Raw genomic sequence first — 18,057 nt, forward strand, 5'->3', positions numbered from 1 at the left:
ATGTCCAAGGTTTAGAGATTACTTGCATGGATCTTGATGTTTTTGCACCAGAACCGGATTGCTTCTGATAATTTGATTGTTTATCTTTTTTATAAATACTAATGCGATCATATTCTTTTTCGTAGCTGACTTTATCTCTTTAAATAAGTACTCAGGTCATTAATGAAATCCAAAACTATCTATCAAGAACCTCTCGACAGACTTCATGGAAGGGTCTTCCTTTTACGTTCGCTTTATGATACGATTGTAAACGCTCTTTTTTCGCGGCTGCGATTGAAACTATGCGAATGAGGTGACAGTAAGATGACCAAAAAAATTGTTCCCCCTTCCCTTAACCACCCCGACTACAAAGATGAAAAAGATCGATTAACTTTTACGAGATTGTATATTGATCAAGCCTTAACAACTTCAAAACAGAGTGAAGGTAACGCACGCGAAAGTTTACGCCAAGCATACGAGACACTCGATTCGCTCGACAGTAGTTTAAGCTACATGAATTTATTAACTGGTGCGAGCTTGCTTCAAATGAGTGCTGATCAAATCAAACGACTTGAAAGTGTCTATGACAAACCATACTTTGCTCGCATTGATTACCAAAAGGAAACAGAAGAAAAAGAGTCGCTTTACATAGGCAAGGCTTCACTTCATAATCCAGAGACACAATCCCAAATCATCGTTGACTGGCGCTCGCCTGTTGCCAATGTCTACTATGACGGTCGACTCGGTGATGTGGAATATGAAGTGAATGGTTACACCACGGAAGGCTATTTATCCCTTAAACGCCAATACCAAATTGAAGATGGTCAATTACTAAATATCCAAGACGTCGATCTCACAACCACCGATGAACTACTACAACAATCACTCGCACAAAAAGCAGACAATCGTTTAAATGAAATCGTATCAACCATTCAAAAAGAACAAAACGATATTATTCGCGCACCTCTAAATCGTCCAATCATTGTTCAAGGAGCTGCAGGTAGCGGAAAAACAACAATCGCACTTCACCGAATTTCATATTTCTTATATGTAAATAGTGAAACCTTCCACCCATCAAACCTTATGATCCTAGCACCAAATCAACTATTTATCGAATACATTTCAGAAGTTCTTCCGGAGCTTGGTGTAGATAAAATTAAACAAACAACATTGATTGACTATATGAAAATGGCGATTGGTCAAAATATTCGCTTGATAGACCCTACCATAAAGTTACTAGCTTTAATTGAACGCGGGAAAAATAATGAACAAATCAAGTGGCTGTCTGAGTTTAAAGGTTCGCTAACCTTTATGAAAATTGTCGATCGTTACATTGATCAAATCGAAGAAGCAATGGCACCAAGTGAAGATGTCATGCTCGAGAAATTTAGAATTCTCAGAGGAAATCGGTTACGAACACTTTTTTTGCACGACTACACCTACATGCCTGTATATAAACGATTCGATAAAATCAAAGGCGTCATCCAGAATCATATGCGAACAAAGAAAAAACAAGTCCTCAAGAAAATTGAAGACGTCTATGAAGACGCATTAGAAAAAGCATTGTATGGTATTCGAAACGATAACAAGCGACGGAAAAAAGTCACTTTTATCATGGATACGAAAGCGGCGCGCCTAGATTCCATTCAAAAAGAAGCACGCTCTACAGTACGCCTATACATGAAATCATTTGATAAAAAGTCACCAATCGATTTGTACAAAGAATTATTGTCATCGCCTGATTTACTCAAATCTGTTGCAGAGGAACTGACGACAAAACAGGTCCAATTGATCTGTTCGCATAGCCAGCAAATTTTTTCGAAAAGAACATACGAATTAGAAGACTTAGCACCTCTTTATTATTTACACGGTCGTTTACATGGACTAGCTGATGAAGCAAAAGTCAAAAGCGTATTTATTGATGAAGCGCAAGACTATAGCTATTTTCAGTTAGCGGCTCTTCGGAGAATTTTAGATACAAGCTTGTTCACTGTCGTTGGTGACTTGGCTCAAGGAATTCATTCCTACAGGGGAATGCGCGACTGGAAAGTGATTGAGAAAGACATTTTTAGTGAAGCACATTATTTCACACTGCAAAAAAGTTACAGAACAACGATTGAAATTATGAATGTTGCTAATGATGTGATGCAACGTATGACCGAACCGCTTCCTCTTGTTGAACCTGTTGTCAGGCGTGGCGAAATGCCTACATATCACCTGATAAATCATGATGAAATGGCCGTCCAAATCGAAAAAGATATCCTTTCGGTAAAAAAAGACGGTTATCACACGATCGCCATCATTGGAAAAACACCGGCTGAATGCACAGCTATTTTTAAACGAATGGAGTCTAGCTTAGTAAAAGTTCAACTAATCACTGAACATGAAGATTTGAAAAAAGATCACATCACCCTCCTCCCTTCCCACTTAGCCAAAGGTCTGGAGTTTGACGCCGTTTTCATTCCTTCTCTGGAAGTGAAATATGAAGAGAATGAGCTTGATATTAAATTACTTTATGTCGCCATGACACGCGCCATGCACCGACTCTTTTTATATAGCAAAAAACCAGAAGAATTACTGTTGCAGTATGTGGATGCTGATAAAGTGGATGGACTGACTTAGGGGATTCGTTATGTTAAGAACTATTCATAATTCCCCAATGGTAAATGTGATTTAAGTAGTTGCAGGAGTTAGTTATCAAAAACAATTAACTATGATGAACAAAAACGCTTGGTTAAGTTACTTCCCAAGCGTTTTTGTGTGCTGAACTGTTTTTTGTTTTCTCCACATTGCGAGAACTGGCATACCAATCAGGGGAGTTCTACATTGTTCGTTTACAACTTTACTCGCTGCAAACGCAGTGCGTTTAATACAACGGAGACGGAGCTAAATGCCATGGCCGCTCCAGCTAACCACGGTGCGAGCAGACCTACAGCTGCAATGGGAATTCCTAGCGTATTGTACCCAAATGCCCAGAACAAGTTTTGTTTAATATTTTTCATCGTTTTGCGACTCATCGTAATTGCATCCGCAATACTTTTTAAGTCACCACGAATGAGTGTAATATCTGCAGCTTCCATTGCAACGTCAGTGCCTGTCCCAATGGCCATTCCAATGTCTGCCACTGCTAGTGCTGGCGCATCATTAATTCCATCGCCAACCATCGCAACTATTTTACCTGTTGCTTGAAGCTTGCTAATTTCATCTGCTTTTCCTTCTGGCAAAACTTCAGCAATGGTTTTTGTAATTCCTGCTTCTTTTGCAATTTCCATCGCAGTTCGTTTGTTATCACCAGTTATCATAATCACATCTAACCCCATTGAACGCAGTTGAGTGATCGCTTCTTTTGACGTTTCTTTAATGGTATCTGCAACAGCTACCATTCCGGCTAACTCACCATCAATTGCTACGAGCATCGCTGTTTTCCCAGCCTGCTCAAAAGTCATCATCGCATCTTCCACATCATTGCTGTCAATACCTGATTGCTTCAACAAGTTACGCGTGCCAATTAACACATCTTTTTCATTCACAGTAGCGCGTATGCCAAACCCTGTGACTGATTCAAAGAAAGATGGAGATCCAACTTTAAGATCTTTAGCCTGAATTCCTTTAACAATCGCTTCAGCTAAAGGATGTTCTGAGCCTTTCTCGGCTGAACCAACAAGATAGAGTAGGTCTTCTTCAGACCATTCTCCCACCGCTAACACATCTGTTAATACTGGTTCACCTTTCGTTACGGTCCCTGTTTTATCAAGGACGATCGTATCAATTGTGTGTGTCATTTCTAGGTGTTCTCCACCTTTAAATAAAATGCCGAATTCAGCTGCACGACCAGATCCGGCCATGATTGATGTTGGTGTTGCAAGACCGAGCGCACAAGGACAAGCAATAACAAGAACGGCAATCGTTGCTTCTAGTGCAGGTGCGATTTCACCTGGTGAGACAACCGTAAGCCAAACAATAAACGTAAGCAACGCAATGCCCACAACAATCGGGACGAAAACACCAGAGATTTTATCTGCTTGACGCTGAATTGGCGCTTTAGAACCTTGAGCTTGTTCTACAACTTTGATAATTTGTGAGAGCGCCGTCTCCTTACCAACTTTTGTAGCGGTTATTTTCAAAAATCCTTGCTTGTTCATTGTCGATCCAATGACAGCGTCTCCTTGTTTTTTATCCACAGGGACACTTTCACCAGTAATCATCGATTCATCAATGGCTGAACTTCCTTCTAAAATCGTTCCATCTGCAGGGATTTTTTCACCTGGTTTCACGATCATGATGTCTCCAACACGCACGTCCTCTAAAGGAACCTCTTGCTCTTTATCATCACGGATGATGAAGGCCGTTTTGGCTTGAAGACCCATTAGTTTTTTGATTGCTTCAGATGATCTGCCTTTTGCTTTTACTTCAAACAGTTTTCCTAAAACGATAAGCGTTATAAGTACCGCACTCGTTTCAAAATAGTAACCCATTTGGTGACCTTGCATTCCGATTGATTGGAAAGCTAAATACACACTGTAAAAATATGCAGCAGATGTACCTAGTGCAACAAGTACGTCCATGTTCGCACTACCATGTCGAAGGGCTTTATAACCACCGACATAAAACGACTTCCCAACGACAAATTGAACGGGTGTGGCGAGTGCCATTTGAAACCATGGATTCATCAAGATATCCGGAACATATAGCCACGAAGTAAAACTGAAATGACCAAACATCGTCCAAAGCAACGGCAGTGCGAAAATCAATGAAAAGATAAACTTGCGTTGCTGCTTTTGGATTTCAACTTGACGATGGTCTACTTGCTCTTGTTGATCATCTTTTCGCTTTGCATCATAACCAAGTTTTTGAACTTGTGCGATTATATCTTCAACCGCCAAACTACTTTCGTTAAATTCTACGGTTGCTTGCTCTAAAGCTAAATTTACATTCGCCGTTTTCACGCCTTCCAAACGGTTAAGTCCTTTTTCAACACGCGTGGCACACGTGGCACAGGTCATACCTATAATATCGAATTCAGCCTTAGATGTCACAACACCGTACCCTAGGTCTTCAACTTTTTGTTCAATTTCTTTTAGCGTCAATGCTGTAGAATCATAAGATATACTTGCTTGTTCAAGTGCAGGGTTAATCGAAGCATGATCAACGCCTTCAAGCTTTTGAAGACTTTTTTCTATACGTGTGGAACAAGCCGTACATGTCATGCCAGAGATTTGTATTTCTCTTTTCAATTGTGTCATATTAGCCACCCCCATACCCCATAAGGGTATATTTCTTTGGTAAAAAAAGTGCGCTGCCTTCGCTGCACACTTTTACTATTTATTACTTGATTGTGTAACCTTGCTCTTCAATTATTTCGCGAATTTCACTTACTGTAACGGACGCTGGTTGGAAATCAACGTCAACTGTACCTTGTTCAAGATGAACGCGTACTTCGTTTACTCCAGCAAGATCGCGTACATTGGTATCAACTGCGTTTACACAATGTTGGCATGACATACCTTCTACATTTAGCGTTACCGATTCTACCATGATTCATTCCCCCTATTTTTTCGTCAATCGTTTCATCGTTGAAAGTAATTCGTCAACCACCTCAAGGTCACCCTCTTGGATGCGGTCTACGATACAACTCTTCATATGACCCTCTAGCAAAAGATTTGAAACGCTGTTGAGCGCTGATTGAGATGCAGCAATTTGAGTAATGACATCATCGCAGTAGGTATCTTTGTCAATCAACTTTTTGATCCCACGAATTTGCCCTTCTATACGATTTAATCGCGTTGTTAAGTTTTTCTTCATTGCATCTGAATGATGACTCTTGCGCTCATGATTTGTTGCACAATGACCACCATCCACCTTCAGCATGTTTTCCTTTCCCTCAAGATCCGCCATGCCTATCACTCCTAGTAACTTCTTTCCTGCAATAAGAATAACATACCCCCTCTAGGTATGTAAAGCCCTTTGTTTCGCTTTGTCATGATAAAGCACTCTTCCCCAAGATGAATAATATTTTAAAAATTGTTTGACAAGTTAAAAAACGCGTAGTAAAGTTAGGAACAACATTTGAATAGAACAATATCTTCTTATCCAGAGAGGTGGAGGGACTGGCCCTACGATACCTCGGCAGCGGACTTGCGATTGCAAGCACCGTGCCAACTCCAGCAGACATTCGTCTGAGAGATGAGAAGAGGTGTTTACGCGAGTAGCCTCTTCTTGTTTTTGCGAGAAGAGGCTTTTTTGTATCATATTTTCACTAAAGAGTCCTCTTCTCATAATTAAACCAACTAATACTATTTGTTTAGTTATATTTTCTGAGGGGGTATAAAAGTGATTCAATTTGAATCAGTTACAAAAACGTATGGCAGTGGTGAAGACGCTGTTCATGCGTTGAGCGGCATTGATTTAACAGTTGAGACAGGTGAAATTTTCGGTGTCATTGGATTCAGCGGAGCGGGGAAAAGTTCACTCATTCGTTGCGTTAACCTATTAGAGCGTCCCACCGAAGGAAGAATTCTTATTCATCAAAAAGATCTTACGACGCTATCCAAAAAACAAATTAGAGAAACGAGAAAAGATATCGGAATGATTTTTCAACATTTCAATCTCTTAAATTCAAAAACGGTGTTCCATAATGTCGCTATGCCTCTTCTTCTTTCAAATTTAAAAAGAAGTGTTGTGACTAAAAGAGTTACAGACCTTCTTGCATTTGTAGGGTTGGAGGATAAGGCTGAACAATACCCCGACCAGCTTTCTGGGGGGCAGAAGCAGCGCGTTGGCATTGCTCGTGCATTGGCAACCAACCCCTCCGTTCTGCTCTGTGATGAAGCAACGTCAGCGCTTGATCCTGAAACGACGCAATCGATATTGGAACTGCTGCGGCGGATTAACCAGGAATACAACATTACGATTTTAATTATCACGCATGAAATGACCGTGATAAGAGAGATTTGCGATAAGGTTGCCGTGCTTGAAAATGGTGTGGTGCAAGAACAAGGAAGCGTGTTTGATGTATTTACGAACCCACAGCATGCGACATCAAAGAAATTTGTCAAATCAATCATGAACGACCAACTTCCTGAAAGTATACTTAACGAAATTAAAGAGAAAGAGCATCACCAAATTTATCGTATTCAATATACAGGATCCTCTACTGGTCAACCGCTTTTATCAAGAATTTCTCGTGAATTTGATCTTGATTTAAATGTGTTGTACGGCAATATTACAGAACTACAAGGAATTCCGTATGGTAACTTGATCGTTGAATTTATTGGTGATCGTGCGCAAATTCAACAAGCGTTGTTGTCGATTCAACAGCAAAACATAGCGGTAAAGGATGTGATCAACCATGCTAGTTAGTACTGACCAGATCACTGAAGCATTGTGGGAAACGATTTCGATGGTCGGATTCTCACTATTATTTTCTACCCTCATCGGTTTTCCGCTAGGTATCTTGCTTGTTGTTACACGAAAAGGACATTTACTCGAAAACGCACCTTTTTTCAATGTTCTAAATGGCATTATAAATGTTTTTCGTTCCGTTCCATTCATTATCTTAATGGTCGCCATCATTCCAGTGACTCGCTTTATTGTTGGAACATCTATTGGAACTGCAGCAGCGATTGTCCCTCTCGTCTTCTATGCTGGTCCTTACATTGCAAGACTTATCGAGAACTCTCTGTTAGAAGTTGATAAAGGAGTGGTCGAGGCAGCTGAAGCGATGGGCGCTACACCAGGTCAAATTATTTTTCGATTTTTAGTTCCTGAAGCATTAAGCTCTCTTGTTTTAGCGTTGACCATCGCAACGGTTGGATTGATTGGTGCCTCTGCAATGGCTGGTGCTGTTGGGGGCGGAGGGCTCGGTGATTTAGCTATCACATATGGATATCAACGTTTTGATACAACAACCATGTATATCACAGTTGGGATCTTAATCATCATGGTTCAAGGATTACAATCAACAGGTAATTTACTATCTAAAAAAATTCGAAGAAGCTAATTACAGGAGGAATTTGACATGAAAAAAACAATACTGACTCTTATTTCACTCTTATCAATCGAGTTATCAGCGTGCGGAGACGATGAAAGCGGACCAATTAAAATAGGCGTCAGTGGTTCGGATACACGCATTTGGGAGTTTGTTGCGGAAAAAGCAGCAGAAGAAGATATTGAAATTGAAATCGTAACATTTTCAGACTATGTACAACCAAATATTGCTCTTGATGAGGGTGAATTAGATTTAAATGCTTTTCAAACCATCTCTTATTTTGATTCATTTATTGAAGAAAGAGGATTAGAATTATCTCCAATCGCGGCAACAGTTATCGCACCTATGGCCCTGTACTCAGAAAAGGTCGAATCTATTGACGAACTACCAGATGGCGCAACAATTGCCGCTCCAAACGAAGCAACGAACTTAGGACGCGCCCTACTTTTGCTTGAAGAAGCAGGGCTTATCACATTAAGTGATGACGCAGGATTAACAGGTACGGATCAACACATTATTGAAAATCCTAAAAACATCGAGATTCTACCTGTCGTTGCAGGTCAAACCCCCCGCTCTCTACCAGACGTAGATGCATCCATTATCAATAATGGCGTCGCGGTGGACGCTGGGTTCAGTCCTACAAATGATTCTATATTCCGTGAAAGCGAAACGGCAACTCCTTACCTCAATATTATTGCAAGTCGTACAGAAGATGTAGAACGTGAAGACCTTCAAAGGATTGCAGAACTATATCAAGAGGACGATGTTGCACAGTTTATTGAAGACGAATATAAAGGTGGAATGATTCCTACATTTGTTTCAGTTGAGGAATTGACACAATACTAAAAGGGAGAACCAAGAATTCACGCACATCGTTAACCACTCCCCTATTCAAAAAGAATATTTTATTTAAATCTTCATTCCACATCATTATTATGGAATGAAGGTTTTTTCATTATCATTCACGACCAAAAATTTGAAGCATTTACTAATTAAGCGTATTTTCCCTAGTTTTCATATATAATAGAAAGAACTTATTAAACCTACTCTAAACCACTTACAGATTGGCAGGGATTATTATGGATTGGATCTCAATTCTTGTTGGATTGATCTTTTTTTTAAACTTCATCTTTGCTGGCATTCTTATTTTCCTCGAGCGAAAAGATGCAAGCGCTACATGGGCATGGTTGATGGTCCTCTTTTTTATTCCTGTGTTAGGATTTGCTTTGTATCTACTTCTTGGAAGACGCTTGAATAAAAAGCGTTTATTTGATTGGGATGAACGAAGCAAAGTAGGGATTGAGCAGCTGATCCGTTATCAAAGTAATGCCATCCAGGACAAAACGTTCGAATTCAAATCAAAAGAAACAGAAGCCATGCAAGATCTTATTTATATGCAACTTAAAAATGATGACTCCGTTTTAACTCAAGACAATGCTGTGGATATTTTTATTGATGGTCAAAAGAAATTTATGGCTATGTTCAAAGACATTGAAGCTGCAAGAGACCATATTCATCTTCAGACGTATATTTTGCGACGTGATGACTTAGGAAAACGACTACTTGCTTTGTTGATAAAAAAAGCGCAGCAAGGTGTTCAAGTGCGTGTGCTTTATGACGACATGGGTTCGCGTGGGATGACAAAACGTTACTTTAGAGAACTCCGTGCAGCTGGTGGCGAAGTGGAAGCTTTTTTTCCTTCACACGTACCTCTCATTAACCCACGTCTAAATTTTAGAAATCACCGTAAAGTCATCATTATAGATGGCAGAGTCGGATATATCGGTGGATTTAATGTTGGTGATGAATACTTAGGTCTAAATAAACGTTTCGGGTACTGGCGTGATACGCATTTACGTGTTGAAGGAAGTGCCGTTCACCCAATCCAAACTCGTTTCATTCTTGATTGGAATCAAGCCTCGTATCGATATGATATTGAATATGCAGATGATTACTTTCCTTCGATTCCTCTTAAAGGAGACGTTGCGATGCAAATTGTTTCGAGTGGACCAGATTCTGAGTGGGAGCAAATTAAAAATGGCTACATCAAACTGGTGACGAATGCCAAAAAATATATTTACATACAAACACCCTACTTTATACCTGATGCAAGCTTGCTTGACGCTTTAAGAATCGCAGCATTGTCAGGTGTTGATGTACGCATTATGATTCCAAATAAACCGGATCACATGTTTGTGTACTGGGCCACCTATTCTTATGTTGGCGAACTCATTAAAGCCGGTGCAAAAATTTACATTTACGAAAATGGATTTATCCATGCAAAAACTTTAGTAACCGATGATTCAGCCGCTTCTGTTGGGACAGCAAATATTGATTTACGTAGTTTCCGATTGAATTTTGAAGTAAATGCCTTTGTGTATCATCAAGAAACGGTGACAACCCTTTGCCAAATTTTCATTGAAGATATGGAGTTATCTACCGAATTAACTCCAGAGCTTTATCAGCAACGTTCTCATTACATTCGTTTTAAAGAATCGATATCAAGATTACTATCACCGATTTTATAAGATCCAAAGCTCAACCAGCTCCTATCATGGAGCTAGACGATGAAGTAAGTCAAACAAAAACAAAGGAGCTACCCTACAACAGCTAGGGAAGCTCCTTTTGTTATACTGTTATTCAAGAAAATATGATAAAATCAAACGCTAGATTCAGGAAAAATGCCGTATGGATGGCAGCGACAATATAACCATTCCTTGTAATACGATCCACATCTTCCACCTCCCACATATTAGTAGGCCTATTTATTATATTTTCACAAAAAACAATTTATTCCGTTATATTGAACTTAATATGGATTTTTCTTTTTCACTCGTTAGACCTGCTTTCCATTGGTGACCTTTTCTTGCAGCTTGCCATATAAACGTATCTCTAATCGTTTCTTCTGCAGATCTAAACGTTAACCCTTGTTCAATAGCTTTCGTGGCATCCGCTAAAATAAATCCATCTGGATACGTCTCGCTACGTGGAATCCAAAACGGCACTTCCACAAATGCGAAAGCTCCCTGTCTAGTCAACACATCGTCAGATACCCATTGAAACACCGCATCCGAATTCGTTACTTTTTTAACAGTCGTTACGTATTCTTCCATTGATGGGTAGTACGTTAATCCAGCTGCGTTGTACGTTCCAGTCGCTTCTTTTTCTACCATCCGAATGATCCATTCTGTTAAATCCCGTACGTCGATCCATTGAATTTCTCTTGACGGTTCACCTGGTACAAGTACGGAACCGCCTTCTCCTACTCGATTGACCCAGTACGTAAATCTATCAGTTGTGTCATCTGGCCCTACGATCAGACCTGGGCGAATACATAACGAACGCTCACCAAATGTCTCTTTTACGATTTCTTCACTAAGTTGTTTTAGTGGCCCGTATGTTCCCCCTGTCACTTCTTCTGTATCCTCTGTTAGTTCACCGAGTTTTGTCTCGCCTTCAATCACAGGACCTTTTGTAAAATCTTCATAGACAGATATAGTTGAAATAAACGTATAATGCTTCACTCGATCCTTTAAGAGATTAGTCGTTGCCTTCACTTGACTCGGCACATAACCTGACACATCGATAACCGCATCCCACGCCCCTTCCTCTAGGGACGTTAAATCTCCATTTCGATCACCAACACGTTTTTCAACATCAGGAAATAAGTCTTGATTCGATTTCCCTCGATTAAACAATGTTACCTCATGACCTGATTTTCGTGCACTCTCTACCATATGCCGACCACAAAATTGTGTTCCACCCAGAATTAACAACCTCATCTAACGCCTCCTTTATTGTGAAGATATTAAACCCATTATAACTTTCAATATTCAGAATTAAAAGAATTAAGATCATATTAGAGAAGACTATCTGAAAAAACCCACCAAGAACATCATCCCAGGCAGGTTTTCTAATCTTATATATTCAAATATTCTTCTAACGTTAATTCACTATTATAAACTTCTGTAGCAAGATCTTCCCCTAAATAACGAAAGTGCCATGCTTCATATTTATACCCAGTGATGTGTTCCTTGTCTTCTGGATAGCGCAAGATAAAACCAAAATTATGAGCGTTTTCATTAAGCCAGTGCGCTGCAGCTGTATCTTGAAAGCTATCTTCCGCCCAATGTATCTCTTGTCCAACCTCACCTATATCAAAACTTAAGCCAGTTTGGTGCTCTGAATAGCCCGGTCGCGCACTAAAACGATCAGCTTCATCTTGACCATAGTCTTCCACATACTCACTATATAAGCGAACTTGAGTATCATACGATCGATACGTACTAAATGCGACTAAATCAAAACCTTCCGCAGCTCCTGCTGCTTTCATTGCTAAAAATGCTTCTCTTGCTTCTTCGCTCTCACCAGGATCATAAGTAGCTGGAATAGGGTTTTGCTTATTCGAAATAAGTACGTCCTCCACAAAGGTTGGCTCCTCTATCGTTTCTGGTGTTTTTTCGTTTTCCCCATATGTCGGTGGTGTTACATCATCTAGTTCATCTTCAGAAGGATCTGGCGTTTCAGATGTTGGATCTTCTTCATTATTATCTGAAGGATTTTCTTCCCCTGTGTCATCGGCAACATTTACAGGTTGTTTTGTATTGTAAAATAATCCTTGTATTGCTTGGTTAACGGACCAATTATACATACTCAATGTACCAAGTGATGCCCCTACTAAAATCGTGAAGATCACAGCTAAAGAAATCCACCATTTCGTTCTCTTTTTTTTATTTATAAATAATCTCTCTTTTCTCATGATGAACTTTATCCTCTCTGGCAACAATTTAAATCCTTCAATCACTACACCATTCTACCAAAAGATATTACAGTAACACAGCGAAAACACAAATAATACAGAAAACCCTACAATAGTAGGTCACTCAATCAGTTTATGAGCTTTGTTCTAAACCCCACTATATCTGTAAAAAAACGCCTTTTTCCTTTCTTTCTATCTGAAGATTATTTTTTAATGCAATTTTTGGTATTTGTGGTGAAATATCAAAAGGCAGGATACATTTTGTTGTCGTCCTTCTTTCTGCTATACTAGGGTTCGACAATTATTTGAATGGATAGATGGAGTGATTTAAATTGAAGCAACAAGCGTGGTTATCTACTAATTTCTTTACGTTCTTCTTTACGTGGGGCGTATTTTTACCTTACTGGACAGGGTGGCTCGTCTTTGAAAAGGATCTTAGTGTTGCATCTGCAAGCTCGATTATTGCAGCCGGACTGTTCGCACGCTCTTTTTCAACCTTGTTCTTTTTTCCTGAGTTAAGTAAACGATTTAGTCTTGCTCAACTTATGAAAATCTTACCTCTTATTTCAACAGCTTTGTTACTTTTATTTATCCCCGTTCAATCATTTTTCGGTCTGATGGTTGTGATGATATTATTTAGTTTGTTTTATCCAAACATGCTACCAATGATGGAAAGCAATGCATCCCTGCTTATGAGAACGAACAACATCAATTACGGTCGAAGTCGTTCTTGGGGTTCTCTCGGGTATACAGTGGGACTAATTGTGATCGGGATCACAACGGCCATATGGTCCGAATCTTCGATTATGGTAGTCATGGTACTAGGGTGCGTCATGATGATTACAGCCTCTTTTAGATCTGCTCCAGAAGCTTTACATGAACGAGTAAGTCCACAAAGAGGCAGCTTCCGTGCTCTGTTTGTTACACCAGGTTTTATTGTTGTCATGAGTATTTGTATCTTAATTCAAGGTTCACATGCGGCCTATTACAACTATGGATTCATTTATTTACAAGACTTACAGGTTTCTAGTCTTTACATTGGCTTTATTTTAAATATCGCGGTGCTTTCTGAAATACTATTTTTTGCCTTTGCAGATCGACTATTAAAACACACACCGGTGTCATCCATGTTTATCATTGTTGGCATAGGTTCAGTTATTAGATGGGTCTTAGTGGGTCTTTTCCCTTCACTTTGGATCTTTATTTTAACGCAGACCTTACACTCAGTAACATTCGGCCTCGCCCATTATGCATTCATCCGCTACTTGTATCGTGCCGTTGATCGACCATTAATTCCAACCGCACAAGGCGTCTACGCGTCTCTTGGAATGGGATTTAGTGCTGCAGTATTAACGCAAGTAGGAGGCTATTTATATGAAGTGTCTTCTGGTTATGCATTTATTGGCATGGGAGTTGCTGTGATTCCTACGATCTTCTTGGGCTTGTGGATGCATATGCGTAAACTAGCTTAATTCCTTCGTACGACCAAAAAACCTTCAACCATTACTTCTTTTCACTAATGGTTGAAGGTTTTTCGCTATTTCTATAGAAGATCGTTGATGTGATATAGCTTTCCGTTTTCAAGTTTTTCGCTCATCAATAATTGTACAAGAGCTTTTCCTACCTCATGCGGTTGTCGTAGTTGCCCTTTTTCTTTAAATTCTTTAAATCGTTCAACTTGCGTAAAAGCGGATGAGGAGGATGAGCGAATCACACTTTGCATATCAGTGTCCATAATACTTGGGCTAAATGAGATGATCATATGCTCTGAATCTGCTTTACTCTGTTCTAGTGCTGCTGTCTCTGTAAATAAATTTAGCGCAGCTTTGGTACTTCCGTATACACTCCAACCATGATTTGGTTTGTCAGCTGCACCCGAAGTAACGTTAACGACTGTCAATGAGATCCCAAGTTCTGTTGTACGTTCGAAAGCTATATTCGTTAATAAAACAGGCGTAATGTAATTGATATGGACGCTACGTTCAACTGAATCAGCATCTAACTGACCAACCGTTTCGATGGGTTCAACTGTCCCGGCATTATGTATAAGATAAAGCTTTTCTGGTGGTCTGTTTGTTTGCTCATCAAACCAACTCTGCAAGAAATTCACTGACTCCTTTGTTGAGCTAACATCCAATTTTTCATGATGATAATTGAGGTTGTGTTCCTCAGCTTTTTTTCTCAAATCATCGTTTCCTGATCGCGACACATCTATAAGGTGAATATTATTTTCTAGAAGTTGATCCCCGATTGCAGCCCCTAATCCTTTAGAAGCACCTGTTACAATAGCACAAATCATGTAAAGTCCTCCTTAATTTCTTTTGTTTAGTATACACTTTTCTTGAGGTGAGGTTCTACAATAAAAAGGTAAGCTACGAAGATCGCAGCTTACCTTTTTATTATTAATTTCAAATCATATTAATTGCCGTTCAAGCCTGGACGGATTCCTCGGTTTTTTCAGGACGTTTACGATAAAGCTTTTGACCGATCAACGTTTGAATTATGAGAAACACTCCTCCAACAGTCCAGTAAAGCGGTAAAGCTGCTGGGGCCGAAAATGAAATAAACATGATCATCACTGGTGATATAAACGTCATAATTTTCATTTGTTTGCGCTGTGCTTCAGGCATATTTTTTAATGTTACAAACCCCTGAACAAAATAAATGGCACCCGCGATCAGCGTCATCGCCATATCTGGACTTCCCAAGCTAAACCACAAAAACGAGTGTGTTGCAATCTCCTCTGAGCTTCTAATCGCAAAATATAACCCCATCAAAATTGGCATTTGAATGAGGAGTGGCAAACACCCTATATTGAGTGGGTTTACGCCATGTTTACGATAAAGCCCCATCATTTCTTGTTGGATTTTCATTTGATCTTCTTTTGATTCAGCCATTTTCAACCGTTTTTGAACATCATCCATTTCAGGTTTTAAGATCTCCATTTTTTCTCTCATCACTTGCTGGGTTTTGTACGTTTTGAGCATGAACGGCATGAGGATCAGTCGGATGATCAATGTGATGATGATAATCGACAAACCAAAATCATCATTAAAAAATGTTCCTATTTCAAAAATCCCTATTTCAAAAGGACGTACGAATATCCCTTTTACGTTTTCAACACTTACACATCCTGTTAAAAAGAGTGTTACTAGCGTCCCCATTAATAATACTGATAATTTCTTCACGTTTTTCCACCATTCCTTTTTCTATTAAAATCCGATTATTTTAAATAGAAAAAGGAACGTACGCATCTTCAGAATCATCCGGGCAAACTTTTCGTTTAATCGCCTTTCCGAAAAGCATGCGACTACAATACGCTTCGATTGCACGTGAGTTAGTTGTTGATCTATTATTATTTAAAGGAACAATTATGTTTTTTCGTGACCAGCTTTGCTTAAGTCCACTGATCCTAAGTGGGCCATTAAAGCTCCATATCAACAATAATAAGTAAGCAAGAGGGATCGTCCCTTCCTGCAAGGACTCCATCACAGCCTGTATAAATAGTTCCATTTACAAGACTCCTAAAGTTAAAGTTGATTGAAGTATACATCTGAACAACAAGAAATGCAAAGAATGAATAATGTATTTATGACTATAATTTTCTTATTACTAGACTCCTAAAGTTAAAGTTGATTGAAGTATCATCTGAACAACAAGAAATGCAAAGAATGATTGACTGGTTAACAATATAGACATATTTAAGTGTGAACTGCCCTCACCTGCCCTTGCGACAACTTATCAATTTGATTATGTATCTTCACAACAACATTTTTTTAAAAAAGCCTTTCTGTGACACAAGATTTAACATTCTGTGAAGAAAATTTTTAAACGTTTTAACTTTTAAAGTCAAGTTGGATAAAATTCTTAAAATAGACAATGATAAGAATAATCGAATCATAGCCAACACTAATGGAATTAAGAGATATGAAACTAAAAAAAGGAGTACCTAGCCAAACGTCGAATTGAATAAGTGGGATAAGAAAGCTTATACAGATCTGAAGGCAATTTTCACGAATGAGCACAAAGCAGACGATTTACAGGTGTTTGAATATTTTAACTTACATAATAAATTGTTTAATTATGTACTTATGGTACAAGCTAGTGGTAGTAGTACAAGATTTCACAAATCAAAAGATAGTTCTTAATACAGAACGAAAGTGTTGTAACTTCTCGTTGAAAGGGCTAAAATTAAAATATAATATATTTTCCGTTGAGTGAACTAGTGAAGTTAACTTTTGTGAGGAGGGCCAAGAATGAGTGAAAAAGAGGGCACACTAAGTGTTCGTTATAAAGATTTTGAATACACAGTTTCTGGAGACGCATCCTTTATTGATCGTCACGAACCGATTGCCCTTGATTTGCTATCACAATTGATGAATAAAGAGATCAATTTTGATAGAAATGATCCAATCCCTAATCCAGCAACACGTGACGTTAAAATTTCGGGCACCCTTGATCTTGAAAAACCTTCAACTACACGCAAACCAATCGCCCAGATACCGATAGAAGAAAAACGTGATATTCAGCTTTTTCTTGAAGAATTGCCTCTTCACTCAGAATGGCAGTTCACCCTGGCGATGGCTTTTTATTTATCTCAATATAAATTACAGCCATCATTTACAGCTAAATCTGTACGTAAACAATTTTCTGAAGCACGCCACACTGTTCCGAATAATATCCATTTAAGTTTTCATACGTGTGTAAAAAAAGACTATTTAAAAGAATTTGGCCTAGCAGAACTTCAGAAAACGTACGAGATTACCGAGACAGGCATTCATTATATTCGGAACTTAAAAAAGATCAACTCTGAGCAGGAAAATGCTGCTGATTTAACAAATACCACACAAAACGATCGTCAGCGTCAGTTACTCGATTTCACGTTGGAAGAGCTTCATTTAGACCAAAACCCGAATCCATCATTGCTCGAACGAATGGAAGACCAAGCGCTAAGCGTACTTTACATTTATAAAACGGAACTGGATTTTTCACATCTCTCTGCACAAGATGTCCACACGATTTTACGTGATTACTTTTCGTATAAATATTCATTAAAAGCTGTGCAAATCGCTCTAAGTCGTTCTCGTCCAAAAGTTAAGAAAATAAAATACGATGGTCAAATGCGCTATCAACTGACGACAGAAGGAATGGAGTATATAGAAGATGTTATGCGAAAACAATTGAATAGTAACTAATATTGAAAACAGTCTGAGGCATGTTGATGTATCTTTGGACTGTTTTTTTGTGGTGTGACAGGATTGTAGGCAGTAAGGTAAAGATGATTGACGATGACATATATTTTGAGTAAAACTAGTTCCTTCCTATTATTGTA

General features: G+C 39.0%; 15 protein-coding genes and 1 riboswitch. Of the genes, 7 read left to right on the plus strand and 8 right to left on the minus strand.

The features are described 5' to 3' along the window. Nucleotides 1-303 precede the first annotated feature (303 nt). A complete protein-coding gene (helD, locus tag AB1471_RS03035; protein ID WP_367778124.1) occupies nucleotides 304-2,601 on the plus strand; it encodes an RNA polymerase recycling motor HelD in 2,298 nt (765 codons plus the stop codon). A 212-nt stretch (nucleotides 2,602-2,813) separates the two neighbouring features. On the opposite strand, the gene AB1471_RS03040 is transcribed toward helD, so the two are convergent. From AB1471_RS03040 to AB1471_RS03050, 3 genes are all read right to left on the minus strand, one after another. Next, nucleotides 2,814-5,222 carry a heavy metal translocating P-type ATPase gene (locus AB1471_RS03040; RefSeq protein ID WP_367778125.1) on the minus strand — a complete coding sequence of 803 codons (2,409 nt, stop codon included), beginning with the start codon at nucleotides 5,220-5,222 and terminating at the stop codon, nucleotides 2,814-2,816. An 82-nt stretch (nucleotides 5,223-5,304) separates the two neighbouring features. Further along, nucleotides 5,305-5,514, minus strand: a complete 210-nt coding sequence (gene copZ / locus AB1471_RS03045) for a copper chaperone CopZ (RefSeq protein ID WP_367778126.1) — start codon at nucleotides 5,512-5,514, stop codon at nucleotides 5,305-5,307. A 12-nt stretch (nucleotides 5,515-5,526) separates the two neighbouring features. Next, complete coding sequence (locus AB1471_RS03050; protein ID WP_437342324.1) at nucleotides 5,527-5,874, minus strand: metal-sensitive transcriptional regulator; 348 nt, start codon at nucleotides 5,872-5,874, stop codon at nucleotides 5,527-5,529. A 188-nt stretch (nucleotides 5,875-6,062) separates the two neighbouring features. Next, nucleotides 6,063-6,169: riboswitch (SAM riboswitch) on the plus strand. A gap of 140 nt (nucleotides 6,170-6,309) precedes the next feature. Here AB1471_RS03050 and AB1471_RS03055 point away from each other — a divergent pair. The 4 genes from AB1471_RS03055 to cls all read left to right on the plus strand — a co-directional run bounded on the left by AB1471_RS03055 (nucleotide 6,310) and on the right by cls (nucleotide 10,494). Beyond that, complete coding sequence (locus AB1471_RS03055; protein ID WP_367778127.1) at nucleotides 6,310-7,338, plus strand: methionine ABC transporter ATP-binding protein; 1,029 nt, start codon at nucleotides 6,310-6,312, stop codon at nucleotides 7,336-7,338. Next, nucleotides 7,328-7,978, plus strand: a complete 651-nt coding sequence (locus AB1471_RS03060; protein WP_367778128.1) for a methionine ABC transporter permease — start codon at nucleotides 7,328-7,330, stop codon at nucleotides 7,976-7,978. Before AB1471_RS03055 ends, AB1471_RS03060 begins: the two co-directional genes overlap by 11 nt. 18 nt (nucleotides 7,979-7,996) lie before the next feature. Then, nucleotides 7,997-8,812, plus strand: coding sequence for a MetQ/NlpA family ABC transporter substrate-binding protein (locus AB1471_RS03065; RefSeq protein WP_367778129.1), 816 nt, complete (start codon nucleotides 7,997-7,999; stop codon nucleotides 8,810-8,812). A gap of 233 nt (nucleotides 8,813-9,045) precedes the next feature. Next, a complete protein-coding gene (cls, locus tag AB1471_RS03070; protein ID WP_367778130.1) occupies nucleotides 9,046-10,494 on the plus strand; it encodes a cardiolipin synthase in 1,449 nt (482 codons plus the stop codon). A gap of 270 nt (nucleotides 10,495-10,764) precedes the next feature. On the opposite strand, the gene AB1471_RS03075 is transcribed toward cls, so the two are convergent. Further along, on the minus strand, nucleotides 10,765-11,748 hold the full coding sequence (locus tag AB1471_RS03075) for an NAD-dependent epimerase/dehydratase family protein (protein ID WP_367778131.1): 984 nt from the start codon (nucleotides 11,746-11,748) through the stop codon (nucleotides 10,765-10,767). Nucleotides 11,749-11,885: 137 nt separating this feature from the next. Continuing rightward, on the minus strand, nucleotides 11,886-12,725 hold the full coding sequence (locus AB1471_RS03080; RefSeq protein WP_367778132.1) for a M15 family metallopeptidase: 840 nt from the start codon (nucleotides 12,723-12,725) through the stop codon (nucleotides 11,886-11,888). Nucleotides 12,726-13,057: 332 nt separating this feature from the next. Between AB1471_RS03080 and AB1471_RS03085 the strand changes: the two genes are divergently transcribed. Next, complete coding sequence (locus AB1471_RS03085) at nucleotides 13,058-14,197, plus strand: MFS transporter (RefSeq protein WP_367778133.1); 1,140 nt, start codon at nucleotides 13,058-13,060, stop codon at nucleotides 14,195-14,197. Nucleotides 14,198-14,268: 71 nt separating this feature from the next. On the opposite strand, the gene AB1471_RS03090 is transcribed toward AB1471_RS03085, so the two are convergent. From AB1471_RS03090 to AB1471_RS03100, 3 genes are all read right to left on the minus strand, one after another. After that, complete coding sequence (locus AB1471_RS03090) at nucleotides 14,269-15,024, minus strand: SDR family NAD(P)-dependent oxidoreductase (protein WP_367778134.1); 756 nt, start codon at nucleotides 15,022-15,024, stop codon at nucleotides 14,269-14,271. Between the two features lie 130 nt (nucleotides 15,025-15,154). Next, complete coding sequence (gene yidC, locus AB1471_RS03095) at nucleotides 15,155-15,889, minus strand: membrane protein insertase YidC (protein WP_437342332.1); 735 nt, start codon at nucleotides 15,887-15,889, stop codon at nucleotides 15,155-15,157. A 64-nt stretch (nucleotides 15,890-15,953) separates the two neighbouring features. Then, nucleotides 15,954-16,238 carry a hypothetical protein gene (locus AB1471_RS03100; protein ID WP_367778136.1) on the minus strand — a complete coding sequence of 95 codons (285 nt, stop codon included), beginning with the start codon at nucleotides 16,236-16,238 and terminating at the stop codon, nucleotides 15,954-15,956. Between the two features lie 743 nt (nucleotides 16,239-16,981). On the opposite strand from AB1471_RS03100, the gene AB1471_RS03105 reads away from it, so the two are divergent. Then, nucleotides 16,982-17,920: a hypothetical protein gene (locus AB1471_RS03105; RefSeq protein WP_367778137.1), complete on the plus strand. Its 939-nt coding sequence runs from the start codon at nucleotides 16,982-16,984 to the stop codon at nucleotides 17,918-17,920. Nucleotides 17,921-18,057 lie beyond the last annotated feature (137 nt).

This window comes from Jeotgalibacillus marinus (genome assembly GCF_040801915.1).
In the GTDB taxonomy this organism is placed as follows: domain Bacteria; phylum Bacillota; class Bacilli; order Bacillales; family Jeotgalibacillaceae; genus Jeotgalibacillus; species Jeotgalibacillus marinus.

Bases quoted from the DNA above. Each gene is read 5' to 3' on its own strand.
- helD (WP_367778124.1), top strand. From the start codon at position 304: ATGACCAAAAAAATTGTTCCCCCTTCCCTTAACCACCCCGACTACAAA.
- AB1471_RS03040 (WP_367778125.1), bottom strand. From the start codon at position 5,222: ATGACACAATTGAAAAGAGAAATACAAATCTCTGGCATGACATGTACG.
- copZ (WP_367778126.1), bottom strand. From the start codon at position 5,514: ATGGTAGAATCGGTAACGCTAAATGTAGAAGGTATGTCATGCCAACAT.
- AB1471_RS03050 (WP_437342324.1), bottom strand. From the start codon at position 5,874: ATGGCGGATCTTGAGGGAAAGGAAAACATGCTGAAGGTGGATGGTGGT.
- AB1471_RS03060 (WP_367778128.1), top strand. From the start codon at position 7,328: ATGCTAGTTAGTACTGACCAGATCACTGAAGCATTGTGGGAAACGATT.
- AB1471_RS03065 (WP_367778129.1), top strand. From the start codon at position 7,997: ATGAAAAAAACAATACTGACTCTTATTTCACTCTTATCAATCGAGTTA.
- cls (WP_367778130.1), top strand. From the start codon at position 9,046: ATGGATTGGATCTCAATTCTTGTTGGATTGATCTTTTTTTTAAACTTC.
- AB1471_RS03075 (WP_367778131.1), bottom strand. From the start codon at position 11,748: ATGAGGTTGTTAATTCTGGGTGGAACACAATTTTGTGGTCGGCATATG.
- AB1471_RS03080 (WP_367778132.1), bottom strand. From the start codon at position 12,725: ATGAGAAAAGAGAGATTATTTATAAATAAAAAAAAGAGAACGAAATGG.
- AB1471_RS03090 (WP_367778134.1), bottom strand. From the start codon at position 15,024: ATGATTTGTGCTATTGTAACAGGTGCTTCTAAAGGATTAGGGGCTGCA.
- yidC (WP_437342332.1), bottom strand. From the start codon at position 15,889: ATGGGGACGCTAGTAACACTCTTTTTAACAGGATGTGTAAGTGTTGAA.
- AB1471_RS03100 (WP_367778136.1), bottom strand. From the start codon at position 16,238: ATGGAACTATTTATACAGGCTGTGATGGAGTCCTTGCAGGAAGGGACG.
- AB1471_RS03105 (WP_367778137.1), top strand. From the start codon at position 16,982: ATGAGTGAAAAAGAGGGCACACTAAGTGTTCGTTATAAAGATTTTGAA.